This is a genomic window from Roseovarius amoyensis (assembly GCF_003260265.1).
In the GTDB taxonomy this organism is placed as follows: Bacteria; Pseudomonadota; Alphaproteobacteria; order Rhodobacterales; family Rhodobacteraceae; genus Roseovarius; species Roseovarius amoyensis.
Map to the genome: position 1 here is coordinate 1 of NZ_QITQ01000031.1, position 25061 is coordinate 25061.

The window sequence follows — 25061 nt, forward strand, 5'->3', positions numbered from 1 at the left end:
GGGTCTTTTTGCGCCAGCTGACTTGGCTGATCTGCCGAACTTGCATGATCGTTGACGAGGAAATGGCACGTGACCGAAGAGTTCAAGTCGACAAACTGGCAGCCTGACGGCGATGTTCAGGGCGAACCACTTAGAAAATCGTAGGTTGCATTCACGGGGCGAACACCATTCGGCTGTGCTCGCGTACGGCGCGTCGTATGAAGAAGTGGATGCATACCTTTTCACTCCAATTGGGAAAAATGTTAGTTAAGTGTGAGTTGTAAGATAGCTCAAGGCAAGCAATTACAGATATTTAGCATGCAACTCCCGCAATCACGGCTCAAGATAACGGAGCGCCACAGGCTCCGACACCCCGTTTTCGAGATTACGCCCGCCGATTCTGGAATCGTATACCGGACGGGGCAGGATCGTACGGTAACGTTTCTGCAAGAGGGGCTTTCTGTTCTACCGGGCATCCCATGCCCGTCCGCGCGAAGCGCCGGGCCTGTCGGCGGGTGGCCTTCAGGTTGCCCGCCGACAGGTCACCCTGAAACCGTCCACCACTTCGATCACACCACAACGCAAAGAGCCCCCGCCTGCTGACGGGGGCCTCGATCATTTCGGCGGTGCGCGCTGTTACTCGGCGGCCATCCTGTCGGCCTGCGCGGTGCGGTCCATGATGTAATCCACGGCCTTCTGCGCCTCTGACGCGGCGCGGAAAATCGCGCGGCTATCTTCCTTCATCGCCTCCAACCATCCTTCGACATAGGCCGCGCTCTGGTCGAACTCAGGCTCCACCCCGATCTGTGCACAGAGCATGCAATTGCCTATCTCGGCGACCAGCTCCTCGAACGCGTAGGCCTTGCGGTCATTGAACCGGCCTAAGCGGTCCAGTCGCTTTGTCGCTCCTGTCCAGTGGGTCAGCTCATGCGCCAAGGTGCCGTAATATCCTGCGGCTCGGTGGAACGTGCCAATCGGCGGCATGTGGATGCGGTCGGTCTTGATATTGTAATAAGCGCGCGGCTCCTCGGTCACGTCGATCTGCGCGCCAGTCGCGGCAAAGAACGCCTCCAGCTCGGGGTCGGCCACGGTGCCAAGATCACGCGGCGGATCGGGCAGGATGTAGAATTCAGCGGGCAAGCCGTCGATCTGATCGGCATTGAACACGCGGTAGGCCTTGGCATAGGGGATCTGACGTTCTTCGCCGTTCTCGTCCTCGCGCTCAACGGTGCCGTATTTCACAACCGTGGCGGATTTCTCGCCCTTGCGGACATGGCCCCCAAGCTGCTTGGCCTGATTAAACGTCATCCAGCGGGCTGAGCTGTAGTCTTTCGCCATCGCTGTCGCCCAAAGCATCAGGATGTTGATGCCCCGATAGGCCTCGCCGTTGAACCGTTCCGGCAAGCTGACCCCTGCGCCTCCGCCGGTCCACGGCTTGCGCCAGGGCGGTGTCCCCGCCTCGATCTGGGCGATGATCTGATTGGTGACATGGGAATAAACGTCAAACTTCTCTTTGGTCATTTGTGACCCTCCTTCGAGTGACGCGGGCCGGGTCTCTTCCCCTTTCCGCCGATGGGCGGGCCTTCCTGTTCTGATCTTTGGAATGCCCATGCATTCCAAAGGGCAGAGCAGGTAAGGGCAAAGCCCGTCCTGCGGCCTGGCGGGGCCGTGACAACCGGGTGGAGGGCGTGAATTTGGGAAGGAACCGCGCGCCTGCGCGTGGGAGGAACCGGAATTCTCGACCGGAACCGACGCCAACGGCGGCGCTTGCCGGTTTTCTCGGACCTGCCAGGATGGCAGGCGGATCAACAGGACTTGGAAACTGTCAGGGTTGGGGTGAGCGGGCGTCAGCCCGTCGATCCCCGGCCCTGTCTATCGCTCAAAGCAAGACCGGCAGACTGCCGCGATTGCCAAAACTCACAGATAAATGCGACTATTGATGCACCAGTATTTTCTCTAGCCTAGAAAACACATTCTCATACCAGACAACGTCAAATCTATTGTTTTTTTTGGCATAGTGAATTCGACGTTTAGACGAAGAAATCAACGCGTCCTTGTCATAATCACTGCCAATAGCCTCAAACCCATCAGGCATCACCATTGCCAATTTTATCAAATCATCGGCAACCTCGCATTCATACTGATTCCCCGAATATGCGGCCTGCCTAAGCCGCTCAATATCCACCTTAGGTATCAGAAAATCAACACGGATTGGCTTCAATCCAATAATCTCACAAGACTTTATGTATCGTTCGCTATCCAGCTCATGCCTTTCATCAAAAATATTAAGAAAGCCTTCTGGAAGGTGTTGCCTTATCTCAGTGGTATCAATCTCCACCCCATTCCTTGTGGCAAAAAAACACACCGCTCCATTTATAATATTCTGGTGAACCAGTACACCTTCGCTATCAGTGGGCACCGATACACCATTTCCTGATCCGCTCATATTGCTCTCTTGCATTATCGGCCTCTGTCTCGATCGCGGCCCTGCCCACGCTCGGACGCAGTATCACGCCCGCGCCCAAGAATGTCATCCCGCCGCCCTTGGTCACGATCCTCGCCGTCACGGGCGGCAATGTCCCGTTCTACCGCAGCTGCATCACGCTCCTGTCCGATCTCATGCACCCGACCAAGGATGGCGTCCCGGCGCTCGCGGCCCGGATCGTCGGGCGCAACCCTCTCCCGCCCCACATCCGGCGCTTGCAGCTCTGGTCGATCACCATCGCGTCCCAACACGGCTGCCCGGCGCGCGTCCATATCACCGCGTTCGGCACCTGCCTGCGACCTCTCAACCTCGCCCATAACCCTCTCCTTGATCCGTGACATCGCCGCCTCGGCGCGGCCCCAAAGCTGATCCAGCCGCTCACGTGCGGTGGCAATGAAGGCGCGCCCGCGCTCCATCAGCTCAAACCGCAATTCCAACTGCCGCCAGCCCAGCTCCTGGCGCTGCGCATTGCGCGCCTGTGCTGCGCGGAACGCCTCACCGCGCTCGGTCACGATCCCGCGCTTCTCCTGGGCATTGGCCGATGGGCCGATCTTGGGCTCGGGCTCCCGGCTGAGCTCGATCACTTTTTTCTCGTGCTCAAGCGCAAGCTCTTCCTGCCCGCCGCCTCGCGCCCGCTCGACCTCTTGCTCGGCCTCGGCGCGCTGCACATCAAGGGACCGGTGATCGATCCGCTCCGACCGCCCTGCCCGCTCAAGGGCAGCGTTCGCATCCCGCGCCCAGGCTTCGCGCCAGCCCATCAGCAGGTCCGGCGCATTCCAGCTGCGATCCTTCTTCCCGAAGCCCTCGCCGGTCAGCTCCCGCATCGTCAACATAACATGCGCATGGGGCTGACCCTGACCATCACGGGCCTTGCCCTCGTGAATGGCCACATCCGCGATCATCCCGCGATCAACAAACTCGCGCTGAACAAACCCGCGCAAGAGCTCCAACCGCTCGCCGCGATCAAGCTCACGCGGCAGGGCCACCTCGATCTCGCGAGCCAGCTGCGCGTCACGCCGCTTCTCGACCGCCTCAACGGCGTTCCAAAGCTGGTCGCGATCGCGCATCCAGTCGGGCGCGTTCTCGGGGACCATGATCTCGGAATGCACGACCCCGCCTTTGCGGGAATAGTCATGCTCCACCCCCTGCCGTTCATCCCGCAGCCGCCCAGCCGTCCGGTAGGCGGCGGCTGCGACCGATGACCGGCCCCCGGCCCGGCTGATCACTTTCGCGCTGAGGTGATAGATCGCCATGCTTGGGACACCTCTCTTCAAACAGGGTCCAGCGCCTGGTTGCGCTGGTCGGGAGCGCGAGGGTGAAACCCTCGTTCAGGCGGCATCGCCGCCTTGGGGGGGAAGCCGTCCGGCGCGGGGGTTTACCCCCATGAGGACGCGCACGTTGTCGAAGACAATGTATAAGCGCGCATTTAAATCTTTTCAACCTATCAATCCGCCACTACATTCGCCCCGATTATTCCCGAGGTTTCCCCATGTCCCAAAGCCGCCCGACCGACGCCCGGATCAAAGAACTGGCCGAGAAGAAAGCTCAGCTCGACGCACAGATCGCAGCGCTCGATGCCCGGCGGCGTCTCTCCGAAAAGAAAGACGAAGACCGCCTCAAATGGCTCTTGGGCACTTTGGTCTTCGACCGTTTGAGCGCCGAGCCTGCTTTGCAAAGCATCGTGCGGCGCGACCTGCCAGACCGCCTCACTCAGCGGGACCGGGACCGGGGGCTCTGGCAGCTGCTGTTTCCGGAAGATCGGGAGGACCTGCCATGAACTTCGTTCTGGAAGCCCGACACTGGGTGATCATGATCGGTGCGGTAATCCTGGCCGCTGCCGCCATGTTTCTCGCCCCGCAAGCGGTCGCAATCTACCCGATGACCACCTATGCCTTCCCGATCATCGCCGTGGCCACCATCCTCGACACCCTCGGGACAACCGCAGAGCGCCACAGGACACCGCTAAAGTTCCTCGCATGGGTCTGCCTGTGCGCTGCCGCCCTCACAGCCCTGACGCCCCTCAGAGGCCCGCTCAGCGACGTTCTGGCGACTGCCCGGGCATGGACGGGCGCTGGCTGGCCCCTCCCCCGTGCCATTTGGGAAGGACTCAAGGGGCTGGCGCGGTATTCTGATCCCCAGAAACAGGCTATGGCGATCTCCTTCGCGCTCGGGGCCTTCGGCGTGGCTGTCGCTGTCAGCACCCCGCTGGTGCCGATCTTCAATCCGCGCATTGGCCGCAACCGCAAATCCCGCACCGGCCCATGGCAAGCGGGATGGATGGACCCGCGTGACGTGGCCCAGCTGAAGCGCAACAAGACCGGCCTGCCCCTCGCCCTGCACAAGGGCAAGCTCCTGCGCTACGCGAAGAACGATGCGAAGGGATGGCGTGGCGGTCATCACCTCGTCGTCTCCGGCACACGGGGCGGTAAGGGCGTCAGCGCCGTGATCCCGGCGATCCTCGATCACCAGGGGCCGGTCGTCGTCCTGGACATCAAGGGTGAGAATTTCGCGGTCACGCGGCGGCACCGGGAAGAGCTCGGGCGCAAGGTGGCCGTCCTCAACCCCTTCGGCCTTGTCGAGGACGGCAAGGATCAGTTCAACCCGCTCGACTACATCCGCCCCCATGAGCTGGCGCGCGACGTGGCCCTGGTTGCGGACGGTCTGGTCAAACCCGAACAAGGCGACGGCGCGCATTTCTCGGAAATGGCCCGTCAGCTGATCGCCGCCGCGATCGAGGTGGTCGTGACGCAGGAAGAGCCTGACCGGCGCAATCTGATCGCCGTCGCCGATCTCCTGATGTCCGCAAACCTCGACAGCACGCTGGAAGCCTGGGCCGACAACGCGGACCTTGTCGGCCACCGCCCTGCCCAAACCGCCGCCACGATCCTGCGCGCAGGTGATCGTGAACGCGGGTCAATCCAGACAGCGGTCTCAAAAGCCTTCGAATGGATGCAGTCCGACAACATGCGCCACTTCTTGGCCGGGTCCAGCTTCCGCATGGATGATCTGCTCGATGACCAAGTCGATCTCTTCATCGTGGTCCCGCTCGATCAGGTGGACAAGCAAGCGATCTTCATGCGCTTGTTCATCAACCTCGTCCTGGGCACGGTCGTGCGCCAGGACGGGCGGCGCAAGGTCAAGGCCCCGATCTTGCTGGTGCTGGATGAATTCGTGCGGATGGGCCGCATGGAGCAGATCATGAACATCGCCAACGTCGCCGCAGGTGCCGGTGTGGAAGCCCTGTTCGTCACCCAGGACACGGGTCAGGTCGAAAAGGCTTATGGGCCGAACGATGCGCGCTCGATCTTCGGCTCCTGCATCACCAAGCGCGTCTTCAACCTCAACGATATCGAAACCGCCGAATGGGCAGCGCGCCACCTCGGGGAAAGCACGGTCTATTCTCAGCAAATTCGAGAGGGCAAGGCTCCGAACGTGGGACGGGATTTTTCTTATTCGGAGCAACGACAGAAGCTCATGACCGCTGAGCAGATCACGGGGATGAAGGCCGATGATCTGCTACTGTTGGTAGGCAACCGCAATCCGCTCAAGGCAAAGCAGAATGTGTATTTCAAGACCACGGCCTACCGTGGACGATTTGATCAGAATCCGCTGAATTGAGTTTGTAGGGCAAGGTGGGGTCTGCTCCGGCGGAGTGCAGAATGACACCCTAAGACCGGAGATCATCTGGTTTTCCATCTGTATTCGCCTGTGAGCAGGATATGCGCCCAGGGAAACCCTCGATATGATCGGCACCGTGCTGGCCTCGGTCTCGGATCGTGTCGATGGTCAGACAGACGCCCTCGACCGGCTGGTGAAAACCGCCACGGAAGCGCGCCAGGCGGCATTTGCGGCGCGGTCCCAGACCGATCCGGCGAAATTTGGGGAAATGGTCGGTGAAACCATCGAAGGCCGGATCGATGACAGCCTTGCCAGGATGAGGGAATTCGGGGTGGAACTCGGACAACAGACCTATGTGACGGCACAGGTTCTCGAAAAAGCGAAAGAGGACAAATGGGAAATCCTCAATCAGCAGCGCGACCGTGAGGCAAAGGCGGATCGCCTGAAACGTCTCTTGCCCCGGTTCGGTCTTGGCGCTGTCGTTCTGGCCCTTGTCCTGACGGTGACACTTCCTCGTTTCTCAGCAATCAACGGTGACACATGCGCTGTCTTTGGAGGTCAGTGGCTCACCGCTTCAACAGCCCGCTATGCCTGCGTGCATTACCAGGACTGAGGGTCTTGCGGGGCGCTGGACTCGGATCGGCAGGCAATCTGTGGGTGTTATATATGTGTTAAAATCTGTGTTACGGTTGTGGAAACATGCCGTAACCTATTGGTACTGAGAGATAATAATAAGCGCTCTGTGTGTAAAATCACGAAAGATCGTGTGTAGAGTCACGATGATCCGTGTGTGAAATCACGAAAGGTCTTGACCGCGTGTGTGAAATCACGAACATAGTCGCATGGTGTGTGAAATCACGAAAGACATTGATCGTTCACCCCTCCTGCCGGATCGGCAAGAGCAGGGCGACTTTTTTGTCTGCGACATCTTTGATGCGGCACCAAAAGGCGACATGGCATCGATGGCGCACCCCATTTTTTCCCTGTCAACAAAGCCGGATCATCGTGTTCGGCGCTACGAGGATGAGACCGGAAAGAACTACCTGGAGGTAAAGCCGTCAGCTGATGGTTTGGCTACGATCCATGACCGGGATGTGCTGATCTACTGCATCAGTCAGATCATGGCTGCTCTCAACAAAGGACAGAAGGTCTCCAGGACGGTGCGTCTGACGGCCTTCGATATGCTGAAGGCAACCAACCGGGCAACTGACGGGCGCGGGTATGAAGGCCTGAAAAGCGCCTTGACCAGGCTGCAGGGCACACAGATCGAAACGAACATCGTCACTGGTGAGACCGAGCAGCTCGATATTTTCAGTATCATAGATCGTGCGCGGATCGTGCGTGAGACGCGTGACGGCAGGATGCAGGAAATCGAAATCCAGCTCTCGGATTGGGTATTCAACGCGATTGAGGCTCATGAAGTTCTAACCTTGCACCGGAATTACTTCCGTCTGCGCAAGCCGTTGGAACGAAGAATTTACGAGATCGCCCGAAAGCACTGCGGGCAGCAGAAAGAGTGGAAAATCAGCCTTGGAGCGCTGCAACGGAAATGTGGCTCGGCTTCAACGCCGAGAGAATTCAAGCGGCTGGTCAATAACATTGTGGCGCAGGACAAGGAGCACGACCACATGCCGGATTATGCGGTTCGGCTTGTCGATGACATGGTACATTTCATCAACCGGGGAAGCTTGTCCGCCACCCCTGCCCTCTCAGATGAAATCACCTTTCACCTTGATCCTGAAACTCACCAAAAAGCACGTCGAGTCGCCCCAGGGTGGGATGTCTACGTTTTGGAACGGGAATGGCGAGAGTGGATGACAGAACCACCCCGCAACCCCGATGCGGCCTTTATCGGCTTCTGCAAGAAGGTCTTCGAGAAACGCGGCCGCCCCTAATCTGAACCGTTTCGTCTCTCGGACAGCAACAACTCAAGACCCTGCCAAAGCGTCAGGTTGTTCTCTCGGCAAAACGCCCGATATTCATCGACAACTCGCTTTGGACCGGGAATTGAAACCTTGTCCTGAGGCTCCTTGCGCTTCGGGCCGGGTTTCAGCCGCGTAGAAGATTCCCGACTGACAAAGCCAAGGTTCTTCCCAGCTTCCACCGCCTTCTCAACCGAGCTTGGCTCGGCTTTGGGACGCGTTCTGGGGGCATCCGAAGGCTTTGGGAGTTCAATACCGCCGCCAAATCCGTACTTGCTCATGCCGCCCTCTCTTCCACAAGAGCACGAATGACAGCCTGAGCATAGTCTCGGGCATTCTCAATGGCTCCGGTCACCTGCTTCATGGCCTTGTCTTTGACAGATGCAGTCTTGCCCTTGAGTTCATCCATCACGATGTCAGGCAATTCCGCCAGAAGCACCCCATCACGAAAGATACGGGTATAGGGCGCGCGCTTTGCGATACGGATCGGCAGTGTCGGGATGTTGTTCAGCTCCATTTCCTGCCGCACGTCGCGTTCATCTGTGGTCTGAAACGCTGCGTTGGTCCGCGTGAACAACAGAGAATACGCGATGGGTGCGCGGATCATGCTTGATGTCGTTTGCACGAGACGGACAGCCGCCGCAGCCTGTCGGGCCTCCATGGGCGAACCATCCAGCGGGATCACACACAAGTCCGTCCGGGACAGGGCGAAGGTAACTATCTGGTCCTTCGAGCCTTCCAGGTCGATGATAAGGTAATCGGCCTCTTCAGAGAGACGGTCGATCAACTCAACAGTCTCTTCGGCCTGTGGGCGTGAGTGAACCGAGAACGGGACATTGCGCCCTTCCGCCTTCCTGCCTTCGGACCAGGCAAGAATATTGGCGTTCGGATCAAGATCGAGAATAGACACCCGCCCTCCAGAAAGGGCGATCTGTTCAGCAAGAAGTATGGCGGAAGTCGTTTTCCCCGAACCGCCCTTCGGGTTTGCGAAGGTAATGACATACATGAAGCCATAATGTCAGAGCTAGAGATATAGTCAACGACAACTTTATAATTAACTCTAACTCTAGAGTTATCCTCGCCAACAGGCTAAGCTGCCGCCTGTTTTCGCCGGACCTCCCCAATGAATCCGGCCACAGACCAAAGCCACTCTTGTTGCGCAGCGGTGTAAGTCGCCTGAATCGACTGTGGCACGACGAGCTGCAGGGATGAGGCTTCCATCTGGGCCGTTTGTGGTTCTGTAATCCCCGGCTCCAAAGTCAGAAGATGTTTGCGCGAAATCTTCTCGGCTTCAGCCAAAACTTGACGCCAGCGATCCTTGCAGGTGGACTTCGCCCCAAGCATCGTCAAACTCGGATCGTCTTCTGCTGCGGCCTGATAGCCCTCAAGGCTTGGGAAAAGGAAATCCGGCTTGTGGTTATGTTCCGTGATCGCTCCGCGCACATAGGCAACGCCGTGTGAATCAAGCACAGCCGCAATGTGGTTCTCAAGAGAATGCCCCATGCGCGACTTGCGCCGGTTCTGCACGCCCAATGAGTAGCTTATGAATCCATCCACATCTGTCCCTTCGGCAGTTACAAAGCCCTGTTCAAGACGCTCGGCAACGACACGGCGCTCAAGTCGACGGAAAAGGGCTTCTTCATGGTCAAGCCAGGCCACCAGCGCAGCGTCGGGGTCATCCTCTGCTTGGACCTCGGGCAATGTCAGCCGTGCGAGCTGCGAAAATTCGGCGGTAGGCGGAAATGTGGAGCCGAATTTTTCAATAATACTGTCGAGTTTGTCAGCCTCGGGCTCCTCAAATTCGACCCCTAGCTCGTCCAGAATATAGCGGGCGGCAAAATCCAGCTCCGGCTCTGCATCGGTGAATTCCCGTGAGACGAAAGACTGGCCTTCCGGGCGCAGACCGAACAACCAGAAGAGCTGCTGCTCGCTTGTTGATCCTTCAGGCGCTACAATGAACCAGAGGATTTCGTGCCGATCCTTGGCGAGAAAGAGTGTGTCACCAGCTTTCATGGCTTCGGTCACGGGATTGGAGGGGTAATAAAGCCGCCATTCCGCCGCTCTGGGCTTGTTTCTACGCGCGTCGTAGTGGGTTGCCCAGCCTTCAGCAGTAATACCGTCCTGATCTTCACCCAGCCAGACATAGACTGCATCGAACTTCCTCTGATGATCTTCGCCAAGGAAGGCACCCCGCATTCCCCTGGTCGTTCCGACTTCATGCTGATTTGATGTCTTTGGCTCGGTGTCCACGGCCGAAAGTCGCTTGACCCCGACACCTTCAAAATAGTCAGCGAGCTGCCCGCGTTTCATCGCCCTCGATCTCCAAAAGTCTTTCGTCAGAATTCAGCCACATAACACAGGCTTCGACAACCTCAGGGAAGGGCAGGCGGGTCCGGCCCTTTGTTGCGCATTCCCAAAGAATTGCTACCCGCCAGCCTGCATCAAGCAGGGCTGCACGCTGCTTTTTGTCCCGTGCAGCGTTTCCCTCGATCTTGTTTCGCCAAAACTCCTGTCGGGTAGTTGGCCATCGGAACAGGTGGCAGTCGTGCCCGTGCCAGAAACAGCCATGAACAAAGAGAACGGCGTGATGTCGCGGAAATACAAGATCCGGTCGGCCGGGCAAATCCTTGCGGTGCAGCCGAAACCGGAAGCCCTCACGATGGAGCGCCGAACGGATCGCCAGCTCCGGCTTTGTGTTCTTGCCCCGGATGCCCGACATCATCCGGCTTCGCGTAGCGGCCGTGACGATATCGGTGGGCATTATTCTGCTGCGATTCCGGGTTCCGGCAAGGGAAGTCGCACCTGCATGCCCTCCGGCACATCGCGGCCGTCCAGCTCCATGGCCTCGAAAATGCGAGATTGCATGAGCTGTGCGACAGCTCGCACTACCGGCACGACAACAGCATTTCCGAACTGGCGATAGGCCTGCGTATCAGAGACAGGAATTTTCCAGGCGGTTCTTCCCGGCTTCTCGAAGCCCATGAGGCGAGCGCATTCGCGTGGCGTCAGGCGGCGTGGCCGATTGCCGATCTGCTCGATCAGGATTTCGGACCCGTCCTTGTAGTACCGGGCCGAAAGGGTCCGCGCCACATCCTTCGGTCCGAAAAGCGAATACCCGAAGCCGTGCCCGGCCTTGCGATGCTTCTCCTTGTAGCCCTGAAGGTAGGTCCACATGTGTTCTGTCAGCGTGTACTTCGGATCAACCTCCTTATCCAGGATCGAGCCAAGTGTGGGGCCGTCGCCCTCAGGGATGGCGAGTTGGTCAAAGTCAAAATCTATGCTGTGGTCCTTGAAGCCGACAATGAAGATGCGTTCGCGCTTTTGCGGTACCCAAGGTGTCGAGCTGACAACCCGATGAAAGACACGGTAGCCCAGCTCGTTCTCCAGCACATGCATGATGGTCGCAAAGGTCTTGCCACCATCGTGGCGCTCAAGGTTTTTCACGTTCTCCAGCAGGAAGGCAGGGGGGCGGTGATGACCGATAATCTTGGCCAGGTCGTAAAAGAGGGTGCCCTGAGTGTCGCACATGAATCCGTGCGGACGACCCAGTGCGTTCTTCTTGCTGACCCCGGCGATGGAAAAGGGCTGGCAGGGAAAACCGGCCAGCAGAACATCATGTGCGGGGATTTTCTCCGGGGTGTCAGCCCATGGCCGCACGTCTTCCGCGAAGACATGCTCGCTGTCGGCTGGCTCCGGGAAGTTGGCGTGGTAGGTCTCTCGGCTGAACCGGTCCCACTCAGCGGTGAAGACACAACGGCCACCGATTTCCTCGAACGGAATTCTGATCCCGCCAACACCTGCGAACAGATCGACAAACCGGAAACCTTCCGGCCGATCATGCGCGCAGCGCGAGTTGGCAACCTCGCGCAGCTTTTCCAGCTTGAGGGCGTCGATGCGCTTGCCTTCACCGTTCACATGCCGCCGCACCGTTCGCTCGCTGATACTGAGCAGGCTGGCAGCATCCTCTATGCCCAGACCGGCGCGCTCCATCAGTTCAGCGAATTCTGTTCTCGGATGTGCGTTCATTTGCCTGCCTCAATCTGTGTCAGTTATTGACAACATGTCATAATATGTCCCAGCAGAATTGGGAAGAGATATTTCCCCTATGTTCGCATTTTGTTCTTCAAAAGTTAAGACTCAGTTTCCATCGCAACACCAGAACCTGCAGTTCGCGCGGTTACAGCCCTCTGCCAGGTTCTTCTCAGGATTCACTGAGCACGCCAACGCAGAAATATTGCGTACACAGAGGCGCTTACGCCTCACGTGCGCCAATCATACGTCTACATTTTACCCTTACATTGGGACTATATTTGCAATATTTGACAAATATGATCATACATAGTAGAAATGGCGACCACATAACATGAATCATTAGAGAAATGTAATGCGAGACAAGCGCGGAAAATTCGTAAGCTTGGCAGAATCCCGGGTAAACCGAGCGATCAAGGATATCCGCCTGATTGGCAATCTCTCTAACCGCAGTGCGTATGCTTACGGAGAAGACGACATCCGCAAGATATTCCGGACGCTTCAAAAGGAACTCGATGCCGCCAAAAGCCGCTTCGGCGGGGATGCGGACGCGCGCGAAGAAGGGTTTCGTCTCGAATGAACGTACTTGCTACGCAACCTTGGAGCTGGATTTGGCCCAACGTTGGCGCGACGCCGATCAATCAAGGTCTCGACTCGGAAATGTTCGACCGATCGGATTTTCCGTACTACGAAACCTTTGTGCGCGAGGCCATTCAGAACAGCCTCGATGCACGCCTTGATCCAACGAAGCCCGTTTTTGTGAACTTCACCTTTCACTCGGATGGGATCGGCCCGCGCCGCGCCTTCCTGGAGCAGGTGATAGAACATCGCAAGACAGCAGGGTTGGACATACCTCCGGAATGGGACAACGGGCACGTTCGCTGGCTTCTGGTCGAGGATTTCAACTCCAAGGGCCTGAGCGGCGATCTAGGCAGCCGCACCAGTGATTTCTGGAACTACTGGCTCAACTTTGGGCTTTCCAACAAGGATGGCTCGGGCAGGGGAGGGCGCGGCATCGGACGAGTCACTTTTCTGATCGCTTCTCGCCTGCAGTCGGTGATTGGATATACAAGGCGCGCCGACGATGGAGCAAGCGCTGTCTGCGGGATGGCGGTCCTACGGCCACAGGAAGATGGACATCACCTGAAATCCACGCACGCTTATCTGGCGGCCACCGAAAACGGCAATATCTATTCGCTTCACGACACACCGGAATTTCATGCCCGGCTACGCAATACCTTTGGATTCAAAGGTTATGACGGCGATCACCAGAGCGGCCTTGGCCTTGCCATCCTCTATCCACACACTGAACTGAAGCCGGATGGCATTCTGGCCGCTGCCATCGAGAATTTTGCCCCTGCTATCATGAATGGCACCCTCGCGCTCAACGTCGATGGCCGCGTACTGGACGCCTCATCCATCGAAGAAGTAGCGCTCGATGTAGCAGAACACCTGAACGACGAAGCGGTCAGGGCCAACGTTGCAAGATACCTGGACCTTGTCCGCCACGCCCAGGAAGAAACCTCGCCGCACAGGATCAAGCTTACAAACGCTCTCAAGAATGATCTTGAGCCACTGCGGAAAACGGCCGAAATCAAGGCCCTGCAGAAGAAGATCGCCAGCGGACAGGATGTGGTGCTGGAAATCGCCTTCCCGTTGGCGCGCAATGGTATCGAGAAAGAAGTTACTCTTCAGGCCTCGATGGGCTCCACACCGTCCGGACAACGACCGATTGACCGCCTGTTTCGTGAAGGGATGAGTCTGCCCGATGTCAGGGCAAAAAGCCCCGGTGAACTTGATCTCGTCATGCTCGTCGGCAAGGGGGAGTTGGCGATCTATCTGAATTTCTGCGAGGGCAAGGCACATCTGGACCTGCTGGAGTCGAAGGATGTCCGTCAAAAACTGGAAGATCACGGCTTTGACGGACCACGTGCCAAACGCCTCGTCAAAAACCTTCCAGCAGAGCTTAGGCTGCTTCTTACACCGGATACCACCGCTCCCGACGCACATGTTTTTGACAGCTACTTTTCGAAACCCTCCGACAAGCCGGGCAAGAAGAAAAAGCCCGACAAACCGGATGATCCGCCAGAGCCGCCGCCGCCGCCCAGACCTCCAGTGTTCAGAGTCGAAACGCTTGATGATGGACTCCGGATAAAGGCCAACCCAGAGTTCACCGAATGGCCAGTGAACGTCACCGTAGGGCTTGCCTATGCTGACGGTTCTCGGCGGCCGTCGTGGAGCCCGTACGATTTCAAGTTCGAGAACCTCAACTTGATTCACTCGGATTGTGAAGTGAGCACCGACAAGAACAAGCTGAAGGCGGTGAATTGCGGGCCGGAGACCGAGATCAAGATCACCGGCTTCGATACGAACCGGGAACTGGATACGAGCATAAGGCCTTGGAAGAATGCGTAAGAGGATCAGACTGACGGGACGAAAACAGCTCGCACGCTCAGCTGTTGAGGCCAAAGTTGTTGAAATCGGAGCAAAAAAGCTTGTCTCCATGACAATTGCGGACCCCAAGGCATTTAAAAAAATGCCAGACACAGCCCGCATCAAGCTTCGGCTGTTTGAAAACAAGTTCTCCGAAACATTGGAGTTCGGAACGCTTGGAGCGATGAAGACAACTGCCGAGATCAAGAGCGGCGCGTTCTCGGCCCCATCGTGCCAACTGCGGATTGTAGCCACCAATCACGAACAGAAAGGGCTTCTTCTTGGCAGCACCGATACTTGGACGATGCGCACAGGTGGCGACGACCAGGACGGCACAGCCAGCGAAGGCATACTGCTGTTTCAGCCGCATGATATCGCGCCAAGAAGCTGGAAGCTCGACGTGCGGGAAGACGACTATCCCATCGTCTATATCGACAAAAAGATACCGGACTCACGCACATGGGTACGAAACGACCCGATCTTCGTAAGCTGCGTCCTCCCCGCTATCATCCGCGAGGTTTTTGACGACATTCTCTTCGCCAATGCGCCGCCCGAACAGGCATGGGCAAAGGACTGGCTGGGATGGGCTGACACGTTGATGCCCGGTCGGGCAGTACCGTGGACTGATGGCCGCCAGCAAAAGCAGGTTTGGGTCAATGATCTTCTCGACAGCTTCTGCCAGCGGCATGGCGTTCTGGAGCTGCTGGTTGGCAAGCTCAAGCAGGAGACCGTATCATGACCTCATACTCAGCTCTGCGCAGGTTCAACGAAAACGGTCTGGATGCCTTCGAGAAGGCATTCACCGGCCAGATCGATGATGCTGTTATCGACCCAACTGATCCCGCTCTGACCTCTGCCGTGCAAGGCACTGGAAGCTTCATCCCCAAGGATTTCGAGACCGCCAAAGACATGGCGCAAGCTGTGCTTGCCGCAATAGGCACCACCAACCTGTTTGAAATTCTGCCGGACACTGGATTCTGGGCATGGCTTACTTTTGCGATGCGCGATCAACTGTTCAAGAAGGCGGGTGATGGCACGATGAAGGTCGGCGAGGTCCACCGCTGGTATCCGAGCAACCCCAACGATTGGCAGAAGGGTCAACGCCATCTTGTCAGAATGCCGGTCCTTCTCCTCAAAACACTGGGGGATGACGCAGATCACCTTCTTTGCGGTGCACCGGCAGTTCTACCTGAAATCCGCGAGCAACTGACCAGTCAACAGGACATGTTTAACCCCGCGTTTCAGCAGGTTGCTCGATCACTATACTTCAACGATGCCACCGGCGCGCTAAAGCGCGGTGCGGGTGGAAAAAGCGGAGGTACGCCACGGCGACTGGCAAAGGTGCGGCAGCAACTGGATGTGACATGGGACCTCGAAGAGCGTGAGCCAAAGGAGATTATTGCAACGTTGCCTGCCGAGTTCTCGCGCTTCAAGCCCGAAACGGCTCCTTCTTGATATTGTGACATTAGGCCAATGCGATGGGCAAAATTCGGAATCCAGTCAGGTTCTCAGAACACTATGGGATCGATGCAGAAGAGCTTGAGGGCCGAGGTATCCTCGACCCTACGCTAAACGCCGACACCAAGCTCTTCATTGATCCTCTTTTGCTTGAAGATTCCAGCCACACGGAAGTTTCGAGCAATGCCCGTCAGACCTACGAAAATCACTTTGGAACGATCATCAAGTTCTTGGCGAAGGCGAAGTCTCCATCGGATGTGGCATGGAAGAGCGCGGCGCGCCTGCTGACCTTCCCTGAAATCAAATGGACCTGTCTTGGGTATGGCGCGCAATCGGTTTCCGGCAGTGGTTCCGGTTCCGAAATGACCAGCCAGTACATCGACACGGCGCGTCAGATCGTTGAGCTTGGTATCGAAGACCCGGACCTCTTCGTTGCCATGGCATTGTTTGAAAATGGCGTCGGACCTGATCGTATCAGCGACATGACTTCGAATGTCATCGTGGGCGACCTAATCGCGCTCAACGAGCGCATCTTGCCCGAACTCGGTGTTTCCACGCAGCCAATGACCATCTCGCTGAAGAATGGAAAAACCTACACTGGCCAGTTGGCGGCAAATCCGTACATCGGCCCGGAAGACCCGGTGATCCTCGTGCCGAGCGACATTCTTCGCGATTTACCAATTGCAGCGGATTGGTCCGATGTTGCCGACGCCGCCTCGAAGAACGCTCAACTTCGCTCGCGCGTGAATGACCAGATCGCGCGCATGTGGCTTGTTAAGAGCAAGAAGGACAAAGATGAAATCCGCCGGTGGGCATTGTCCGACAAGGCGTCATTCCAGACTTTCATGGAAATGCTGCGCGGGGCTAGCCCGACCGCGTATGACATGCATGGCGACCCGTTGGGCGAGGTGTTCTGGCGCAAGATCGCAGCCGCGTTGGCCGAGTCGGAGCCATTGGCGATCTCAGCTCCGGCCAAAATGGACCTAGCTGGCGTTGAAAGTGTGGTCAAGACCATCATCGAGCAGTTCCGTTTCTTGATCGAAGATCGACGGTTTTCTGAAGAACTCTATCACCGGGGAAAGCCTCGCCCTGAAATCGCCGCCCAGCGTCTATTTTTCGCCGTCGCACATGCTTACTGCAAAGCGAACGATCTTGACCTGACGCCTGAAGCCGAGACCGGTAACGGCCCGGTTGATTTCAAAGTCTCTTTTGGTTTTTCAGGGCGCGTTGTTGTCGAGATCAAGCTTTCCCGAAACCCAAAGCTTGTTGACGGGTACACGAAACAGCTTGAGACCTACAAAACAGCCGAGGAAACTATGTCTGGCTTCTACGTCGTCGTGGACGTCGGACACATGGGGTGGAAGGACAAGCGTTTACTTGAGGTCAAGAATGCCACAAGTGCACGGGGTGAGGCAACTTCACCTATCCTTTTCATAGATGGGTCTCGTAGGGCGTCAGCTAGTAAGCTATGACCTTTTTGTGTGCACTATGCTCTCCGCACCGTTCTCTCACTGACCTTGAACAGCCGCGCGATTTCTGAGACGGCGCGGTGCTCGACGTCTCTCATCCGCCGGACCTCATCCTTCTGTGCGGTCGTTAGGGCAGGGGGCCTGCCGCCGATCCGCCCGCGCTTGCGCGCGGATGCCAGTCCTTCCCTGGTCCGCTCGGAAATCCGTTCCCGCTCGAACTGGGCGATGGATGCGAAAACATGGAACACAAGACGGCCGGCCGGCGTCGTCGTGTCGATATCCTCGGCCAGGGAGCGGAAGCCGACACCGCGCGCGCGGATCGTCTCCACGATCTCCAGGAGGTCTTTCAAAGACCGGGCCAGGCGGTCATATTTCGTGACGGTCACAACATCGCCATCGCGGAGCTGATCCAGCATCTTGTCCAGCTCGGCGCGGTCGCGTTTCGATCCGCTGATCTTGTCCGCAAAAATCTTCCCGGCCCCGGCTGCCTCCAGGGCGTCGGTCTGGGCATCTAGGTTCTGGTCGTCCGTGCTGACGCGGGCATATCCGATGATCATGCCTCACTGTGCCAAAAACCTGCCAAAACTGCAAAGGTTTTGCCGGGGGTTTTTGTCCAAGCTAACCGGTTGATCCTGGGCGGGGCAGGGGACGCGGACAAAAACGACCGTTTTTGGCGCATGCGTTTTGGCAGGGGGTTTATGTCCTTGAGACCGAGGCTGCCGATAAGATTAAACAACCGCCCGCCAAAGCCCAGTTCTTGACGAAAATAGACATTTGCCAAGGATCAGACGGCACAAAATGGAAAACGCTGGTCACGAAACAGTACAAGGCCAGCGCCCAGCCGATTGCTCTCAGAAACTTGCCTGCAATCAGAAGGCTTGCTGCCAATGCATTGAAGACAAGCGCGGGCCAGACAAGCCACTCCGGCAATCCAAAGCCCACTAAGAGCTCTTGCGCAGGGTCGGGGTTTATCGCTTTCTGGGCAGTTCCGGCGATAAACAAGATCGCTAGAAGATATCGTCCGAAAGCCCATTCAAATCGATTGATCATCCTGCGGCGACGAAGGTCAGACTAAGGCCATTTAGACAGTGCCGTTTGCCGCTTGGCTCTGGTCCGTCATCGAAGACATGACCCAGATGGCTGCCGCAGCGACGGCAGTGGACCTCGGTCCGAACCTGGAAGATGAACTTTCGATCTTCTTTCGTGCCAACAGCATTCGGCAGGCTTTCAAAGAAGCTGGGCCAGCCGGTTCCGCTGTCGTATTTTGCGGCGGCACTATAGAGTGGTAGATCGCATCCGCGACACTGGTAAGTGCCAGCACGCGTCTCGTCGTTCAGGGGACTGGTGTAGGGGCGCTCGGTCTCTTCGTCGCGCAAAACTAGGTATTCGTTCTCGCTCAGGCGCGCGCGCCACTCGGCGTCACTTCGGCAAATCTCAAAGCCACAAGACGCGGCCCGAAGTGGCTGGGCTGCTAAGGCGGCACCCGTGGTCAAGAGAAATGTTCTTCGATTCATGCGTCACCTATTCTGGAAATGCCCGGATGAGCCAGCCAGGGGGTAGGCTGGCTCATCCGGACGGTCCTGCTCGAATTATTTCGGAACAAGAACGGCGTTGACGACGTGGATTACACCATTCGACTGATCGACATCTGCGATGGTGACGCGGCTGGCGTTTCCATTTTCGTCATAGATGTAGACATTGTTGCCTTTGACCTGTGCCGACAGCGCGTCGCCCGAGACAGCGTTGAAGTGATAAAACCCATCGGACGATGCGCGCGCCTGGCGTGCAATCTCGGCAGCGGACCAATCACCGGCCACCACATGGGCGGTCAAAACCTTTTGCAGCATAGCCTTGTTTTCAGGTTTCAGGAGTGTATCGACGGTGCCTGCGGGCAAGGCCGCAAAAGCATCATTGACAGGCGCAAAGACTGTGAAAGGTCCGGGGCCTTGCAGCGTTTCGACCAGGTCTGCCGCCTGTACGGCAGCGACAAGCGTGGTGTGATCAGCTGAGTTCACCGCGTTTTCAACAATGTTCTTGGTTTCGAACATCGGCGCGCCACCCACCATTGGGTTCTCGGCGTAGGCTGCCGTTGCAATGGTCAATGCTGTGACGGCGGTGGCCAGTTTGGATACGATCTTCATTTGTAAGTCTCCTCTCATGATTGCCCGCGATCTTTTGCGGTTATGAGGAGCCACGGCGTGATGCCTGGAAGAGTTTCAGCCTGCCTGAAATAAATCTGCGTCGAAGAATTCGTCGGTTGCCAGAATGGCTCCAGTGGGCGCGCCTGTCGGTGAACCACCGGTCGGTTCATCAGAGACAGCCAGAACTCCGCCATCGATCAAGGCGGCGATCTCCGGAGTGATCTCAAAAAGGCTTTCCTGATCAGCAGGGATCACACCAAGCGACACAGGCGCATCGGCATTCGGACTTATGACCCAAAGCTCGAAATCCCGCCCTGCCGCAGGCATGCCCTGCTGGGGGATCACTTTGAACAAGTTACCGTTAGGGGCGTACCCTGCCTCAATATGTACCGCGCCATCTTCTGAAATCAGTGTAGCGTGCAGCGTCGGGTCAAATACCGGGCCGCGCAACATGGGGCTGAGCGCAAGGAATGCAACGACGGCCAATGCAGCCACTGCAGGGAAAGCGAACCAATTCCAGGTCCAGCCGCGCCTTGCGCTTACCTTCTCGCCGCTCAGTTCGGCGACGAGTCTGGCTCTGACAGATGGCGACGGTGTCTCACCCGGCACTTCATCGGCGAGGGCCGAGAACTCTGCCTCCCAGAACCGCACACGCGCACGCAGGTCCGGCTCGGCCTGAAGGCGCGTCACAAATTCCCGCTCCGCGTCTGCGTCCAGCAGGCGCAAGACGTATTCAGCGGCAAGCGCCTCGTCTTCCGATATGTCCTGGTGGTCGCTCATCGCGAAAGGCACTCCTTCAAAGATATCAGGCTGCGACGCAGCCAGGTTCGCATCGTGTTCAGCGGCACATCGAAGCGGTCCGCAAGCGCTTGGTAGGTCGCGCCGTCGAGATAGGCAGCGCGGACAGCATCGGCTCGGTCCGGCGGCAGCTCTTCGAAGCAGGCGCTGATCCGGCGCTGCTCTGACGTGGCGATACTCGCAGCCTCAGGGCCAGGGCGCTTTTCGACAAGCTCGCCTACGCTGTCGAGGTCGACATGGTTTCTCTTCTTCGCGCGCAGCCGATCAATCGCCAAGTTCCGCGCAACGGTGATGAGCCATGTCATTGGCGAGTGACCGGTTACTGCGTATCTGTCCGCCTTGGCCCATATCCGAAGATACACGTCCTGAAGTGCATCCTCGGCTTCCGGCCTGCTCTTCAAGACACGAAGGCAGACGCTGAAAAGTTTCCCGCTTGTGGCATCATAAAGCGCAGCCAGTGCGGCCCTGTCGCCAAGCGCGACCTTGCCGATCAACTCTTCAATGTCGCTGCGGTCCGTCATCTGTGCCTTAAGCCGTTCAAATAGCGCCTTTCCTTCATCTAATTGACAGAAATGGCCCCGAACGACAATCACTTGACGCCGGGGGCCACCCTGAACAGGTACCGATCAACTCATTACCCAATCGTCACAGGCTACATACCGAGCGATGCGGCAAAACCTGTAATACCGCCCATGCCAAGGTCGGCCTTCATCGTCGCTGCGCCGGTTTCGAGGTCGATTTCATAGAGCCCTGCGGACGCAGCGCCTTCCATTTGCAGGATGGCGAGCGCCATGTTCTCTCCCTCGGCGGCGGACACGATGTCAAAGCCACCCATCGGGGCCAGATCGACCTCTGCGCCATCAACGGTGATCTTGCCGATGGTCTCCAGCGTGCCTGCGTTGTTCGCCAAGCTGACCAGTGTGTCAGTTTCGGCATCCAGCGCATATTGGAACGTATCGCCCGCTGTCTCGCCATTGATCGCGTTCGTATAGGCATTGGCGAAGATCATCGGCGTCGTGCCTGCCATGGAATCGCCCTCGGCATAGGCCAGGTCGGTAAAGCGGCGCACGGAACCGGCACGCTCATCATTGTCGCCAAATCCTTCGGGGAAATAGACGAGGTTGTCGCCCGCCGATGTCACGGCACGTACAGCATCGATCTTGTTGTTGAAATCAAAGGCGACCATCTTGCCGTCGCCGATCATCGCATCATCCATGAACGATGCGCCCAGATCGGTCATTTCGCCGGACATCGGATCAATCGTCGCGATCATACCATCTGAGAAGCCGAGCAATTCGCCGGTCACAGGACGCCAGGCAATCGCTTTCAGCGGAGACGCGAGGCTATAGGTCATCACCTCACCAGGCGCGTTCACATCGCTCATCACGACCAGCGTTGCGCCATCATCGGCAAGGGCATACCCGGAAACCGCCGCATGTCCTGCCGCAAATGCCGGGCTGGCAGCAAGAGCAATCAGAGACGTCACAAGAGCTTGGGTTTTCATCATTTTTCCTTTCAAGTTGACCTCGACACGCACCCTGTTCATATGCGCTCTGTTCTCAACCACGAAAGGCAACACTGAATAGTTTCAGTGCAATCTCAAGATTTCAGAATTGTATGGCAATGATGCCAAGACCAAAGCACAACCACGGCCAAAACTCATACGTTTCTGGCCAGGTCAAAATGGACCGTTTTTGGCCGTGCTTAACTGCTATCGCGCGATCCCAATCAGACGACGGAACTCGTCGTTCGGCGTTGCCCGTTTCAGAAGTTGATAAAGCGACATGCCAGCTGAAGGTTACTCCCTCAGAAGACCGAAGATTTCCTGCGCGATTTCATCGACCGTGTGCATGGCTGTGCTGCGCGCAACCTTATCGGCAAGGGAAGGGCTGAAATCCATGACCTGCTGCTTGGTGATCTCATGCCAGATCGGCAGCAGAATCTGTTCGCCGGAAACAGACCGCGTGACGATCCCGTCCAACTCATAGTTCGTCCAGCCCTTGCTGATGAAGGAAGGGGAAATAACCACAAGTCCGACGCGGCTTCTGGCCAGACCAGCGTCAATCTTGCGGCGCAGGCTGTCGCCGATACGAAGGGTGAATTCATCGTACCAGACCGCCAGCCCTCTCCCCTGAAGGGCCTCCGCCAGAGAGCGGACAATCGAATCCTTGTCTTCGGAGGCGTGCGAAATGAATACATCATAGGCTTCCGCGTCGTCCGACACCGCCGGAGGCACGTCTCGGACTAGACCGGGAACCGAGTTCAGGGGGGCCTCGCGGATTTCGGGCAACGGACTCGGCAGAACACGGACGGACGCACGTGTTGAACCGCGCAGTCCCTGCATGTCAATCGCGACGTGCCAATGGCCGCTACTCGGTATCTGTAAACGAACCGGAGATTTTCTAGCTAATCCGCCGACATACTGGTGCCGCCGCCCATTCTTATAATTGGAAAAGTTGGAGTTCGTCATTAGGCGAACGTTGGCACCGCTGGTAAGTGTAACTTCGACAATCTCACCACGTTGTCGGGAACCTAGGTCATTGTGAATAAACTGCACGTTTCCTGCCTTTCTCGCGGATCAGAACTCATTGCCCGGTACTTTTAAATAGATACTCCCGTAACGCCACGACACAAAGCGGCTCATCCCCCTCTTGCAATCACTGCGGCTTCGACAAGAATTATTGGTGGCTCTTGAGGCGCGTCCAGTTCGGTCGTAGCTAAAGCATATAGGTTTACCCCGATCCCCAACGCGAAAACCAACACTCCATTTCGAATCGACACGACAGCTGCGGTGGTTTCGTTCGACCGAATGAGATTATCTCGTTCAAATTCTCGCGCTGCCTCAATCATCACTTGCCGAGCAGTTTCTCCTCCGGTGGCGACATTCCGCATATAAGCGGCACCATATCCGTAGCGCTTCTTCGGAAGAAGCCCATTGAAGCCCAAGGCAATTCCGATGACCAACAGAGAAGTCGCGGCAAGATATAAACCAATCGCTACATACTTAGCTGTAGACCCACCGACACTCTGCAACATCGTGGTGCTGACCAACCCCCCAATGGCTACCGCGACGGATAGCACCGTGGTCATTTTGTGCAACTTTTCATCTAGCTCTTTAGCCCTGATCCATTCGGAGAGGATTAGGTCTTGGAGATCCCCATCAGAAAGCGCTTCAATATTTTCCGTATTTATATCAGATTTGGCAACGTGCCGATTGGCTATCGCCATTTGTATTGGGATCGCCAAAGCCATCGTGGCCGAGCAGGGGAACCTCAACACAGATTTCAACACGGGCATGACAAATACCCGGCAATCGCAGATGTCATTGGACGTTCATCACTATCCAGCCATCCCCATTCCCCCGTGGGGTTCACTTCAATAAACCAATAACGCCCCTTTGACAGCGCAAGATCAATCGCTCCGTATCGTAGCCCGAGAGAACGAACCAGTTGCAGACATTTTTGAGATACGTCCGCTGGTAAAGTGTAGTCTTCTATCTCGATGTCAGATTTGGAGGTAAGCCGCCAATCTCCATCGATCCCTTCCCCGTGCCTCTTGATAGCCACACACCAATGGCTCTCACCCATAACTGTGACACGCAGGTCAAGTTTGTTCAGAAGCGGAGCCTGAATAGTCGCCGGGGCCAAATGCAGATGTTTAGTTGCGACGGCCCGCCAATCAGTAAGAGTCGTGTAACCGAAAAGTTGATCATCCCCCTGCCTGAGAAGAAGCGTATCTATGCTCTTCAACGCAACCCGAGACCCAATCCTTTCCTCAACATCCGCAAAACGATCATTTGTCATCAGAGTTTCAGGAACGTCAAAACCGATCCGAGCTGCGTGATTGAGCTGGACAGCCTTAGTCTCTGCTCGATAGATCGCAGAGGGATCGTTAACCCATGTTGCGCTATCAGCGACCATAATCGACCTCATGAACGCAGACCATTGCGACCTCTCCATCTGCTCATTCACAGATGTGTACCCGTTAGCAACATTGCGGTCGAAGGTGCCTTGCCGCCACCATACTGAACGAAGCTTCTCACCCACGCGCCACTCATGCCCATCCTTTCGGCAGAGAAGCATTCCTTGCGTAGGAAGAATTGTGAGGCTTACCTCTGACAGAGTTTCGCGGTTGAGCCGCAGAAAAGCAATTCCATCGGTTAAAAGTTTACGACAAATCCGATCAGTAGCGAAATCGAGTTCGCTCGTAAGGATAAGAACTTGGACATCCAGCGACAACTTACTGGCCCTTCTGATCCTCGCCGGTCTCAATGTCATTCTTCTTGCTCATCGGTATATGGCTCGGATCACAGCACAGCGGGCCTTCCGGGCTAATCCAGAGGCCACTTAGTTCGCCCTGAACAACTCTTATCCGGTTGATTTTGCTTGGGTATGGCACGAATTTGTTGGGCAGGAAGTGCAGGATTTCGTATTATCCGGGCGGAAACCCTGCAATTTCGAGCCATGATATGAAGCCGCGAAAGCTCCCTCCGGAACAAGACGATCTCCTGCGCGCCCGATTGGTCGAGATGATCGACATGCGCCATGAGCTGGTGAAGCTCGCAGTCCTGATTGACTGGAACATCTTCGAGCGGGAATGGGCGGGGTTCTTCCCTTCCCACACCGGTCGTCCCGCCACCTCTCCGCGTCTTGTGGCGGGGCTTCTGTATCTTCAGCATGCTTTCGCGCTCTCGGATGAGGCGGTGGTGGCGCGATGGGCCGAGAACCCA

28 protein-coding genes are annotated in these 25061 nt (G+C 57.0%); 10 read left to right on the top strand and 18 right to left on the bottom strand.

Annotated elements, in window-relative coordinates; genetic code table 11:
* Positions 1–615: 615 nt before the first annotated feature.
* From DL899_RS17050 to mobQ, 3 genes are all read right to left on the bottom strand, one after another.
* The gene (locus tag DL899_RS17050) at positions 616–1500 is read right to left on the bottom strand and encodes an ArdC family protein (protein WP_111735561.1); all 885 of its coding nucleotides are present in this window, start codon (positions 1498–1500) and stop codon (positions 616–618) included.
* Between the two features lie 412 nt (positions 1501–1912).
* Positions 1913–2440, bottom strand: a complete 528-nt coding sequence (locus DL899_RS17055; protein WP_162685621.1) for a hypothetical protein — start codon at positions 2438–2440, stop codon at positions 1913–1915.
* Entirely contained in the window at positions 2440–3717 is a 1278-nt protein-coding gene (mobQ, locus tag DL899_RS17060) for a MobQ family relaxase (RefSeq protein ID WP_111735563.1), read from the bottom strand. The genes DL899_RS17055 and mobQ overlap by 1 nt, the downstream gene beginning before the upstream one ends.
* Positions 3718–3953: 236 nt before the next feature.
* On the opposite strand from mobQ, the gene DL899_RS17065 reads away from it, so the two are divergent.
* From DL899_RS17065 to trfA, 4 genes are all read left to right on the top strand, one after another.
* The gene (locus DL899_RS17065) at positions 3954–4241 is read left to right on the top strand and encodes a mobilization protein (RefSeq protein ID WP_111735564.1); all 288 of its coding nucleotides are present in this window, start codon (positions 3954–3956) and stop codon (positions 4239–4241) included.
* Positions 4238–6082, top strand: coding sequence for a type IV secretory system conjugative DNA transfer family protein (locus DL899_RS17070; protein ID WP_162685622.1), 1845 nt, complete (start codon positions 4238–4240; stop codon positions 6080–6082). The genes DL899_RS17065 and DL899_RS17070 overlap by 4 nt, the downstream gene beginning before the upstream one ends.
* Positions 6083–6206: 124 nt before the next feature.
* Positions 6207–6695, top strand: a complete 489-nt coding sequence (locus DL899_RS17075; protein WP_111735565.1) for a hypothetical protein — start codon at positions 6207–6209, stop codon at positions 6693–6695.
* Positions 6696–6924: 229 nt separating this feature from the next.
* Entirely contained in the window at positions 6925–7977 is a 1053-nt protein-coding gene (gene trfA / locus DL899_RS17080) for a plasmid replication initiator TrfA (RefSeq protein ID WP_111735566.1), read from the top strand.
* Here trfA and DL899_RS19480 read toward each other — a convergent pair.
* The 5 genes from DL899_RS19480 to dcm form a co-directional block, all read right to left on the bottom strand.
* The gene (locus DL899_RS19480; protein WP_162685623.1) at positions 7974–8285 is read right to left on the bottom strand and encodes a hypothetical protein; all 312 of its coding nucleotides are present in this window, start codon (positions 8283–8285) and stop codon (positions 7974–7976) included. The genes trfA and DL899_RS19480 overlap by 4 nt on opposite strands.
* Positions 8282–9010, bottom strand: a complete 729-nt coding sequence (locus DL899_RS17085; protein WP_111735567.1) for a ParA family protein — start codon at positions 9008–9010, stop codon at positions 8282–8284. The genes DL899_RS19480 and DL899_RS17085 overlap by 4 nt, the downstream gene beginning before the upstream one ends.
* Positions 9011–9093: 83 nt before the next feature.
* Positions 9094–10314 carry a type II restriction endonuclease gene (locus DL899_RS17090; protein WP_111735568.1) on the bottom strand — a complete coding sequence of 407 codons (1221 nt, stop codon included), beginning with the start codon at positions 10312–10314 and terminating at the stop codon, positions 9094–9096.
* Positions 10292–10765: a very short patch repair endonuclease gene (locus DL899_RS17095; RefSeq protein ID WP_111735569.1), complete on the bottom strand. Its 474-nt coding sequence runs from the start codon at positions 10763–10765 to the stop codon at positions 10292–10294. The genes DL899_RS17090 and DL899_RS17095 overlap by 23 nt, the downstream gene beginning before the upstream one ends.
* Positions 10765–12030 (bottom strand): DNA (cytosine-5-)-methyltransferase, encoded by a 1266-nt coding sequence (dcm, locus tag DL899_RS17100; RefSeq protein ID WP_111735570.1) that lies wholly within the window; start codon positions 12028–12030, stop codon positions 10765–10767. The genes DL899_RS17095 and dcm overlap by 1 nt, the downstream gene beginning before the upstream one ends.
* A 358-nt stretch (positions 12031–12388) precedes the next feature.
* On the opposite strand from dcm, the gene DL899_RS17105 reads away from it, so the two are divergent.
* The 5 genes from DL899_RS17105 to DL899_RS17125 are packed head-to-tail and all read left to right on the top strand — an operon-like array spanning position 12389 to position 17396.
* On the top strand, positions 12389–12613 hold the full coding sequence (locus tag DL899_RS17105; protein WP_111735571.1) for a hypothetical protein: 225 nt from the start codon (positions 12389–12391) through the stop codon (positions 12611–12613).
* Entirely contained in the window at positions 12610–14448 is a 1839-nt protein-coding gene (locus tag DL899_RS17110) for a hypothetical protein (RefSeq protein WP_162685624.1), read from the top strand. Before DL899_RS17105 ends, DL899_RS17110 begins: the two co-directional genes overlap by 4 nt.
* Positions 14441–15205 (top strand): hypothetical protein, encoded by a 765-nt coding sequence (locus DL899_RS17115; protein ID WP_162685625.1) that lies wholly within the window; start codon positions 14441–14443, stop codon positions 15203–15205. Before DL899_RS17110 ends, DL899_RS17115 begins: the two co-directional genes overlap by 8 nt.
* Positions 15202–15921: a hypothetical protein gene (locus tag DL899_RS17120; protein WP_111735574.1), complete on the top strand. Its 720-nt coding sequence runs from the start codon at positions 15202–15204 to the stop codon at positions 15919–15921. Before DL899_RS17115 ends, DL899_RS17120 begins: the two co-directional genes overlap by 4 nt.
* A 23-nt stretch (positions 15922–15944) precedes the next feature.
* Positions 15945–17396 (top strand): hypothetical protein, encoded by a 1452-nt coding sequence (locus tag DL899_RS17125; RefSeq protein WP_111735575.1) that lies wholly within the window; start codon positions 15945–15947, stop codon positions 17394–17396.
* Between the two features lie 14 nt (positions 17397–17410).
* On the opposite strand, the gene DL899_RS17130 is transcribed toward DL899_RS17125, so the two are convergent.
* From DL899_RS17130 to DL899_RS17175, 10 genes are all read right to left on the bottom strand, one after another.
* Complete coding sequence (locus DL899_RS17130) at positions 17411–17950, bottom strand: recombinase family protein (RefSeq protein WP_111735576.1); 540 nt, start codon at positions 17948–17950, stop codon at positions 17411–17413.
* Between the two features lie 139 nt (positions 17951–18089).
* A complete protein-coding gene (locus DL899_RS17135; RefSeq protein ID WP_111735577.1) occupies positions 18090–18443 on the bottom strand; it encodes a DoxX family protein in 354 nt (117 codons plus the stop codon).
* Positions 18440–18907, bottom strand: a complete 468-nt coding sequence (msrB, locus tag DL899_RS17140; protein WP_111735578.1) for a peptide-methionine (R)-S-oxide reductase MsrB — start codon at positions 18905–18907, stop codon at positions 18440–18442. Before msrB ends, DL899_RS17135 begins: the two co-directional genes overlap by 4 nt.
* A 75-nt stretch (positions 18908–18982) precedes the next feature.
* Positions 18983–19534 (bottom strand): fasciclin domain-containing protein, encoded by a 552-nt coding sequence (locus tag DL899_RS17145; protein WP_111735579.1) that lies wholly within the window; start codon positions 19532–19534, stop codon positions 18983–18985.
* A gap of 75 nt (positions 19535–19609) precedes the next feature.
* Positions 19610–20314, bottom strand: a complete 705-nt coding sequence (locus DL899_RS17150) for an anti-sigma factor (RefSeq protein ID WP_111735580.1) — start codon at positions 20312–20314, stop codon at positions 19610–19612.
* Positions 20311–20853, bottom strand: coding sequence for a sigma-70 family RNA polymerase sigma factor (locus tag DL899_RS17155; RefSeq protein WP_111735581.1), 543 nt, complete (start codon positions 20851–20853; stop codon positions 20311–20313). Before DL899_RS17155 ends, DL899_RS17150 begins: the two co-directional genes overlap by 4 nt.
* Positions 20854–20984: 131 nt before the next feature.
* A complete protein-coding gene (locus DL899_RS17160) occupies positions 20985–21878 on the bottom strand; it encodes a DUF4394 domain-containing protein (protein WP_239494745.1) in 894 nt (297 codons plus the stop codon).
* Between the two features lie 252 nt (positions 21879–22130).
* Positions 22131–22889 carry a DUF1883 domain-containing protein gene (locus tag DL899_RS17165; RefSeq protein ID WP_111735582.1) on the bottom strand — a complete coding sequence of 253 codons (759 nt, stop codon included), beginning with the start codon at positions 22887–22889 and terminating at the stop codon, positions 22131–22133.
* Between the two features lie 83 nt (positions 22890–22972).
* Positions 22973–23629, bottom strand: a complete 657-nt coding sequence (locus tag DL899_RS17170; protein WP_111735583.1) for a hypothetical protein — start codon at positions 23627–23629, stop codon at positions 22973–22975.
* On the bottom strand, positions 23617–24570 hold the full coding sequence (locus tag DL899_RS17175; RefSeq protein ID WP_204355343.1) for an MvdC/MvdD family ATP grasp protein: 954 nt from the start codon (positions 24568–24570) through the stop codon (positions 23617–23619). The genes DL899_RS17170 and DL899_RS17175 overlap by 13 nt, the downstream gene beginning before the upstream one ends.
* A 230-nt stretch (positions 24571–24800) precedes the next feature.
* Here DL899_RS17175 and DL899_RS17180 point away from each other — a divergent pair.
* The coding region (locus DL899_RS17180; RefSeq protein WP_162685626.1) for a transposase at positions 24801–25061 on the top strand (261 nt) is incomplete at its 3' end.